The sequence below is a fragment of the Deltaproteobacteria bacterium genome (assembly GCA_016208165.1).
Lineage (GTDB): Bacteria > Desulfobacterota > Desulfarculia > JACQYL01 > JACQYL01 > JACQYL01.
Window position 1 is genome coordinate 23,060 of sequence record JACQYL010000116.1, and the last position, 8,588, is coordinate 31,647.

Sequence of the window (8,588 nt, forward strand, 5' to 3'; positions counted from 1 at the left end):
ATGTCCTTGCGTCTGAGAGGCGGATGGAAATGGATTGTCCACAATGCCGTATCTGGAGAATCTCGCATTTTCCACGTCTTCGCTTGAGCCAGCTGGGATTTGCCTATGGAGTCTATCACGAAGTCCCATAACTTATTTTCTCACAAGCCTGATGCTGACGCTAGCTTTCCCAGGGATTATGAAATCGCCGTGATAAAGGCACACCTTAGCTACCACTGGACGGCCGTCCTGTACATTCAACAATGTCATCGTGTGCCTATCGAAGCGCGTGTCAGGAGTGGAGCCTTGGGTGTACCGCTCCAGCATCCCAGCAGCTTGAGCTTCGGCGAGACGGTCCCGGGCCTTGATCGGATGCACTCCGTGGTCAACCACCAAGGTCTCCAGCCATAACCCCGTCAGAATGTACTCATCACTCTTCAGGTTCTTCTCATAGGCTTTTAGCGCGGCGTCGACAAACTCGAGCATCGTTGGATTACTAAAAGTCCCGTACATCCCGTCGTGCGGCAGCTGAAGGCCGTGGCCGCACAATTCAGCGATTTGCACATAGGCAGGACTTGGGCGATCCCGCTCTGGGGCTTTGGGATCAATTTCGATGCGACGTTCTTTCTCCAACCTTTCGAAGAAATCATTGAGGCTGGGGACCTGACGCAAACACTGGAAGGCACGGGGTAGATCCCGAACTTTCATAGCTTCCCAGAGCTGATGCATTGAGTCCGTGGCCTGAATGCGGCCTCCTACCTCTATAATGAATCCCCCTGTCGCAAGGAAACCTAAATACCTACTGATGGTTTTTCGCTTGATCCCCCGTTTCTGAAACGGAGTTCCTTCACATGAGACGGGAACTGTTCCCTTGTCTAGAAGGTCAGGGATGAAATCCATGAGAACGTTAAGATCAAAACGATACACTGTATGCACGTTGAATGGCCCTAGTTTCGGGCGAGATTTAGGTGGTTTCCTTGTGTGCTCTTGGATGGTCGTCTTTTTGCTGGCCGATTCCGGCTGCTGAGAGGTTTGCCGATCTTTGGCGCTAACGTCTGCTTTGGTTAGGATAGCAACGGGCTGCTTCTCCAAGCCTCCGTACTGATTTGGTTCGAACCCTCTCCATGAGACCTGCAGCAGATCCTCTTTGGCGTGGAATGGCTGCCAGTTTAAATCCTGGTTGATAGCTCGCACTTCAAAAAATCTGGATCCATCTTCGAAACCTAAACGAGCGTTGCCAAACGTGACGGCGAGTTCCCAAAGCAGCCATGGAAGGGGGATCGAGAAAACCTCTCCCGTGAAAGGATGGAAGCGCGTTCCCGTAAGGACTGTTCCATATTTCTGATACGATCCGCCAGCGTGGAAGAAAAGCGGGTGCATTCCTTCAGCAAGAGTCATCCGAGCCAAGCCCTCGTCACCCGTCATGAGCATCACGGGGTGGCCTGCTGCAACTGTGGTCAAATGCTGGCGAGCCGTCTCCAATATCAAACGATCACAGTAACTTTTTACCGGTGCCGAAAGATTCAAGTCGTTCCAATCTTTGTCCTTGTCAGGGGTGAACGCACTACGGAGGGGGTCAGAGAATAGTGGACTTCTTTCAACCTCGATATCAGAGTGCAGTTCAAAACGTAATAAGGCACGTTGGGAGGCTTGACTGACGACGTGATCAAACAAAATGCCGGGTTTCTGTTTAGGCTTAACGTTTTTTGTGAGGGCCCGCCTTCTCTTGGAGAAGAAGTTGTCTGACTGATTTAAAATCTCCATTGCGACGATGGCAGGAATCTTCAGACGGGCCGCCGGATACAAAAATCGAATCAAGAAGTCTACTCCACCTTTTCCGACAGCATTTGTGTCCGCGATTACCGTCGTTGGCCTGTTGAAGGGCATGGCCTCAACTATATCCGCGTCGAACTGAGGAAACAGCAGTCCCAAGCGCATGGCAACGTCTATGACCGAATGGAGTGCCCGCCTTATTGTGTCTTTTGCTCTGTCTTCCGCTTCATTGTCTGTTTGCGCATGAAACCCCATGATGCTAAAGCATTGTCTTTGTAGATCTTCGTAGTCCGCCAGCTTCCATTCGTAGAAGCCGTAGCGTACTGCGTTCTCAGCAAGGACGACTTCGCTTTCGTTATTTAAACCGGGACTTGGTTTGAGACTGATCTCACCTAATTGGAGCCAACTTGTTCCAAAACAGATATCTTCTTTTACGGACAGAACCGCAGGTTGATAAGCAGAAGTGTGTCCGCCAATATCAGAGAAAGAGGTAAAGAGTGCGGCGATTAACGCGACGCTTTCCTTGGGGCTTTTGAGTGCAATCCTATTCATCGTATTGTAACCGATGCTCCGGGTGTGTTCTCAAAGATATCACAAAGCCAGCTTAGGTGATCATGAAGACATATGAGGGGGTGTATCTGATAAGTATTGTCTGGGTCTTCCTCCGTTATGGACTGATACCAGCTTTGCCATTGTCTGTGTTCCTTATCTTCCAAGTAAACTCTCAATTTATCGACAATCGGCTTGAGCTTCTTAATACCACGCTCCTCTGGCCGCAGGCTAAAGTCAAAACTGGCTATGATCGATTCCTTAATACGCATGCCTGCCTCATCCCCACTGAGCGAGGTCCAAACATCGCCCTTAAGCTTCCAGCTGTACACTTGCTCATGCAAGCGATCATTCTGCAATTCGTTTATTTCCGGTTCAGGCCGGTGCTGACTCTCGTAGAAGAGGCGTTTGCGCAGACGAGATGGCCTCCAAACTGCCAGATGAAGCTGTATATCAGGCAACTTTATTTCCTTGAGTAATCAAACGGTCGATGGACAACAAAGTAATTTCAGTTGCGATTTGATCAGACAAGCAGGATCGGCTTCCAGCCACCAACTCGTCCAAAAGTGTACTGATAGAGAATTACCTAAAACCACAGCTTCCCTGTTACCACCATCGATACAGCCTGTCAACAATGATGGCATTCCGGGTTGACGGTATTTCCAGCTCCCTCTGGAGCAGTACCGAAAAAAACCATCACCGTATTCCGAAACGAAATGTTTATGTGAAGAACGGAGCTTTTTCCTGTCTGCCTGGCTCAGTCAACGAGTTGTCTGAGCGTCCAGCCCGCCCTACATAAAAAGGCTGTTGTCAAGGGAACGCGCACATTATCTCCGAAACTTATTCCTCAGCGCCAAGGCAAACAAAGCAAACTGGATGGGAATGAGGATGCGGGTGAAGATGCTCTGGACGAATTCCCAAGGGGCAGGAACAAGAGGCACCATCCGCGGATTTCTTATGAATAGCACATTCTGGATTGTATTTTCGACAAGTAGGACGATTTGTTCGGGACTTAAACCGCACAAATGTTTTATGGTCTGAATTCCGGTGCTGGGATCGCTGGGTTTGAGACCGGACCAGCCCATGAGAACGGTAACCACAGCAAGTAGACATAAAAGGAATCCTGCTGCACGTAAGGGCCTTTCCCCGTAGCCGCTGGACAGCCAATAAAGGGGCAAGACGAGCCCTTCAAAGCCTCCTGTATTGGGTGTGTTTTCCATTTTAGATGACAACCAACGGAGGAAAAGCCTTGGGGATTGACTCCATCCTCTTTCACGATCGCTTCTGATTTTAGAGCAAAGCCAGTAACGGAAGAAATTCAGGGATCGACGAAGTCCTTTTTCCCGTATACTGATTAAAGTGGGAGACAGCCAATAACCTGTAAACCTCCCCCACTGAACCAACGCTTTTGTTAGTGCCATCTCCTTTTCGCAGTAGTGCCATTCAGAGACTTCCCGTTGATTATGTTCTTCGACCGCCCTTTTCTTCAGCTTTCTATAGTAGGCTTCGATACTCGACGGAGAAGCCTTGCCGAGCCTCTCATCAATCAGTTGATACCGTTTATATTTTTTTCCGTCTTTTTTGGGCCATGAAGTATCTATGAATTGGATGTTATCCAGTTCGGTATCGATCAACGAGACCCAGGACAGATCGATACCTTCGAACCGCAAGCGTTTCTCGAATACAGCTTCCTTAAATGAAGCACTCTTCTTGAAAAGCGTTTGCCTGAAAGTAGTTGCCTCTTTGAAGGTTGCCCGCGTGAAATTGGCCTCATCACAGAATTCCACGACCCTCGGTGACTCTTTCCCGCCATCGTCTTGAGAAAACACTGAAAGGTATGGATAGAAAGTGACGATGCTTTCAAAAACCGCCTCGGTAAAATCGGCCTTTTTGCTGAAGACCGCGCCATCAAAGCGCGCGTCCGCTCCTTGCGAAAAGGTGGACTGCAAGAAGTCAGTGTCTCCTTCGAAATTGCAGGAGTAGAATGCCACAGAGGAGTTGAATGTGGCTTTTTGAAAAGTTGTCTTCTCGGAAAACGTGGCTCTGTTGAAGATCGAACGCTTCTCGAAGTCAGCATTGTAAAATATCGTGAACTCTCTAAATTTTGCATCAGAGAAGTCGACGCCTCCTTCAAACTTTACTTCTCCAAAATTAGCCCGTTGGTCGGATCGGGTTTGTTGAAACAGAGTCTGCTGAAAACCAGCATATCCGACAATGCGGGCTTTCTCAAAGTAGGTTGCTCCAGTGAATCGGGCTCCGCTGAAGTCGGCGTTTTGATGGAAGTTTGCCTCAGTGAAGGATGCGTCTCGACTGAAAATGGATCCCTTGAAATCTGCTGTTTCTTTGAAACCGGCTCTGCTAAAATCTGCCTTGTCTCCAATAGTGACTCCGGAGAAGTGACAGTTTCCAGCGAATCTAGTTTCACTGAAGTTGGCCTTCTGGACGAACGCGCGGTTGCGAAAATCCGCCATGCCGGCGATTACTGCAGCGCTGAAATCAACGTCTTCTCTGAAAGCACCTCCTTTGAAATCAGCGGACCCCTTGAAGTCGGTTTCGCTGAAGTAAGCCGGGCTTTCGAACACGGCGCCTGTGAAGTCGGCGCTCTGCCTGAAGTGGGTACCGTCAAAATGCGCCGGCCAGGAAAAGTAGGTCTCGTTAAAGGAAGCCCCGTCATTGAATTGTGACCCCACGAAAGCGACGCTTTTCTTGAAGTTGGTTTTGTTGAAGGATACGTTTCGGGCAAATACCGCCTTCCGGAAGTCTGCATCTGCGCTGAAAACCGCGTTGTCGAAGACTACGTTCCTGGTAAACTCGGCCGAAGTGAGATCAATAGGCGGGAAAGGATATTGTTGGTTAAAGCGCGAAAAATCGATATCGTCTGGAAAGATTGTCCCGCCCAGGTTGCAGCCCACCGTTTTCGAGGACCAAACGCTGTTGATGGTTTGGAAGACGCGCTCGTTAAACTCGTCCAGGGATAAGCCCTTTTGGTCCGCCGGGGCGTGGAACAGACAGTATTTCTTTCCGTTTTCATCCGTATGAACGGGCTCTTCCCGTTTGCACCAACCTCCAAATTCTTCCGCCCTGCAGCACGCCATGGCCGGTCCTCCGCTTACCCTGGGTCGCACAACCCGTTATAGAAGCTTGACCCGATTTAACTTTCTAGACCCGCCTCTCGAAGGCCTGTCAAGGAATTAATTCCACTTCCTGAGTCCAGGGGCGTCTGCACGTTTCCCACTTTTTCTCGGGACTTCACCCGACGGGGTAGGGCCTCTTGTTGCTTCGCAACGCGGACAAACAAGTTGTCCGCGCCACCCATGAGTTGCAGCGGGGTTGAAGATATTGGCAGGAGCTCTTTGTACGGACATCCTGAACGTCAAGAGGTGGATAGTGCAAGCGTCCAATATGGTTGGGTTGAGCGCAGCACAGCGAGCAGCACCACATTCCCGGGACCGCCGAGCCCCAGCTCGGCCCAGTTGCAGGCTGGGTTAGCGAGCAAAGCGAACGTAACCCAACATAGGCGCTCAACATCGTCTTCTTTTAGGCGGGCCCCACCAGCTTTTCGGGGTTGTCGTGGATCATGCGGCGGATGGCCTGTTCCGGGACTCCGACGGCGGCCAGTTTTTCGAGGTAAAAACCGAACCCTGCGACAGGGGCGGGATTGGACACCTGGCCTAAATCGCTCGTCAGAATCACGTGTTTCGCTCCCAGTTCGAGAATCTGATCCCGGATTTCTTCGAGGGACAGGTCGCCGGGGCACGCGTCGGTGACGCCGAAAAAGCAATGCTCGACCATGGCGCCCATGTCCACGGCCTGCTTCTGGAGATCCATGGGCATGTCGGTCACTTCCTCGGACGCGTGGGTCACCAGCAGCCGCCTCACTCCAAGCCTCCGGGCCCGGATCAGCACGGCCATGGATTCCTCGGGGGCAATGTGTCCCGTGGCCAGCACGGCGTCGTATTGAGCCACCATCTCGAGAATAGGATCGCATTCCGCAACCAGGTTTCCTGACGCATTTAACAAAGAAATCCCCTCGAACCCGCGGGGCAACGGAAAGTTGGTGGGCGGCTTGCCCGCGCCCCAGCGCCGGATATGATTTCGGGCCCCGTACGTGGGCATGTACAGGATCTTTCCGCCTTCCCGCAGGAACGATTCCACGGCCCAGGGATTCAGTCCTCCCACGGGAGGGTTCAGGGCCATGCACCCCAGAAAATTGGGGCCTTGCGGAAACATGCGGTTAAGCACGTGGGCCCGGCCGGCCGTGGAGAAGGTATGGTCCTTGAGGCCGACGGCGGCCATTCCCATGGAAGCCGCGGCACGGCCCAGGTCCACCGCGTCCTGCTTGCGTCTTACCACGTCCGGGGCCGCGTGCACGTGGAGGTCGCATGCGCCGTGAAGCAGGGTCCGGATGTCCATGTCTGATTTCACTCCACGTTGGTATTCATACGGAAAACCTGTTGAGAACCGACGTACCCTCCCACTGACCGCTTCGGGGCAGTGGGGGGTGTTCCGGAAGGCGGAACGTGGTAGCCGCAGGGGCGGGTTTCCATCGGCCGGTTCGGCGGGTTCGACGGGCTCACCGCAGGCAAGCTCACCGCAGGCAAGCTCAGGATCTGCGACAAACCCGCCCTCATCGGCGATCCGATCGGACTGCGGGGGAGAATGGGCAACGATCCCGTAGGGGCGAATAATCATTCGCCCCTTCCCCTTGTATTTACCTCGGTAACCCATAGATCGTCCGGGTTTCCGTATCTTGTCCGGCATATTCCACCCTGAACTTAGTCAAATTCCTCGATCCCGCCGATACCAGTGCTGAATGCGCTCGGGAGGAACCCCGAGCACATACGCCGCCACCATCATCTGATTGATCCACGTGGTGCGCCAGACGCCCATACGGACCCATCTTCGGCCGGACGTGGACACGGCTACCGGGGCCAACGCAACGCGGCCCAGTTTGGACAGGCGTTTCATCAGGGCAAAGTCTTCCATGATCGGCAGCTCCGGAAAACCGCCCACTATTTGGAATCGTCTTCTCCCGACGAAAATCGCCTGGTCCCCGTAGGGGAGCTGTAGACACCGGGAACGGAGGTTCGCGACGAGCTCGACAAGGCGCAGCGAAACACCGGAGGCTCGGATGCCCAGCCGGAAAGCGCCGGCCGCGACCCCGGGCCGATCGAGAATACGCCGGACGTGCGCTTCATAACCGGAAGGCAGGCGGGTATCCGCATGGAGAAACAGCAGCGCATCCCCGGAAGCGGCTTCGGCCCCTTCATTCATCTGAAAGGCCCGTCCCGTCCGGGTCACCAGGACCTTCGCGCCGGCTTCCCGAGCGACGGGCACGGTTGCGTCCTTACTCCCGCCGTCCGCGACCAGAACCTCCACGTTCCTCGCTCGCCGGGCGTTGTTAACGGCGGCGGCGATGCATTCTTCTTCATTGATGGCGGGTATGATCACGGAGAGAAACATTTCAGGTCAGGCCTGTTCCCCGGCGATGAACCAGATCAGACGGCCCCTGGGGCGGACCCTGGCGGCGGGGTAGTGTTCTTGGGACGGTGTTGGATCCGTCAGAATCCTGTCGGCAAGCGCCGACTTATCGGGTCCCGAAATCAGAAAAGCGGCGCAGCGCGCCTGATTTATGACGGGAAGAGTCAGGGTAACGCGCGGCACGAACGGAGGGAGTCCCGGGTCCGCCACCGGGCGGGCCCAGCGTTTGCTCTCGTCGACCATCCGCGAACCCGGAAACAGGGACGCCGTGTGTCCGTCTTTGCCCATTCCGAGCAGCATGAAATCGAACACGGGAAAACCTTCGATTGATTCACCGGCGGACGGGCTACCATCCTTTTCAGACCATCGGGAAAAGCACCGTCGAAGCTCTTGTTCGTAAGCTTCGGCGCTGCGTTCCGGGTCGCCGGCCTCCACCGGAATGGGGTGGATGTTGGATTGGGGCAGCGGCGCGTTCGAGAGAAGGGTTTCGAGAGCCATGGCGTAATTGCTGTCCCCATGATCCCGTGGAACCATCCGTTCATCCCCCCAGAATACGTGTGTTCGCGCCCAAGGTAGGGCCTCGATAAATGGGGGCGTTGTTAAAAGCCGGTACAGGGACCGTGGAGTGCCGCCTCCGGAAAGCACGAACGTGAACCTTCCCCGCTCACGAACGGCCGCATCGGCCAGGCGTGTCAGAATCGAGGCTGCAAGTGTATTCAGGTCGTGCATTTTCCGGTAATAATAGACTTCCGGTCGAACGTCCATGGGATGGAATGGGGCATCTCTCAACTGTTTGGATTCATTAT

Annotated in this window: 6 protein-coding genes; all 6 read right to left on the reverse strand. The window is 53.7% G+C overall.

The window, feature by feature from the left end; translation table 11 throughout:
• Positions 1–132: 132 nt before the first annotated feature.
• Complete coding sequence (locus tag HY788_20630; GenBank protein ID MBI4776548.1) at positions 133–2,304, reverse strand: hypothetical protein; 2,172 nt, start codon at positions 2,302–2,304, stop codon at positions 133–135.
• Complete coding sequence (locus tag HY788_20635; GenBank protein MBI4776549.1) at positions 2,301–2,762, reverse strand: hypothetical protein; 462 nt, start codon at positions 2,760–2,762, stop codon at positions 2,301–2,303. Before HY788_20635 ends, HY788_20630 begins: the two co-directional genes overlap by 4 nt.
• Before the next feature lie 366 nt (positions 2,763–3,128).
• On the reverse strand, positions 3,129–5,213 hold the full coding sequence (locus tag HY788_20640) for a pentapeptide repeat-containing protein (GenBank protein ID MBI4776550.1): 2,085 nt from the start codon (positions 5,211–5,213) through the stop codon (positions 3,129–3,131).
• A 625-nt stretch (positions 5,214–5,838) separates the two neighbouring features.
• Positions 5,839–6,714 carry a hypothetical protein gene (locus HY788_20645; protein MBI4776551.1) on the reverse strand — a complete coding sequence of 292 codons (876 nt, stop codon included), beginning with the start codon at positions 6,712–6,714 and terminating at the stop codon, positions 5,839–5,841.
• A gap of 366 nt (positions 6,715–7,080) precedes the next feature.
• Complete coding sequence (locus tag HY788_20650; protein ID MBI4776552.1) at positions 7,081–7,764, reverse strand: TIGR04283 family arsenosugar biosynthesis glycosyltransferase; 684 nt, start codon at positions 7,762–7,764, stop codon at positions 7,081–7,083.
• Between the two features lie 6 nt (positions 7,765–7,770).
• A complete protein-coding gene (gene pgl / locus HY788_20655; GenBank protein MBI4776553.1) occupies positions 7,771–8,547 on the reverse strand; it encodes a 6-phosphogluconolactonase in 777 nt (258 codons plus the stop codon).
• Positions 8,548–8,588 lie beyond the last annotated feature (41 nt).

Excerpts from the sequence above, each read along its gene's own strand:
- HY788_20630 (MBI4776548.1), bottom strand. The coding sequence starts at position 2,304 with ATGAATAGGATTGCACTCAAAAGCCCCAAGGAAAGCGTCGCGTTAATC.
- HY788_20645 (MBI4776551.1), bottom strand. The coding sequence starts at position 6,714 with ATGGACATCCGGACCCTGCTTCACGGCGCATGCGACCTCCACGTGCAC.
- HY788_20650 (MBI4776552.1), bottom strand. The coding sequence starts at position 7,764 with ATGTTTCTCTCCGTGATCATACCCGCCATCAATGAAGAAGAATGCATC.
- pgl (MBI4776553.1), bottom strand. The coding sequence starts at position 8,547 with ATGGACGTTCGACCGGAAGTCTATTATTACCGGAAAATGCACGACCTG.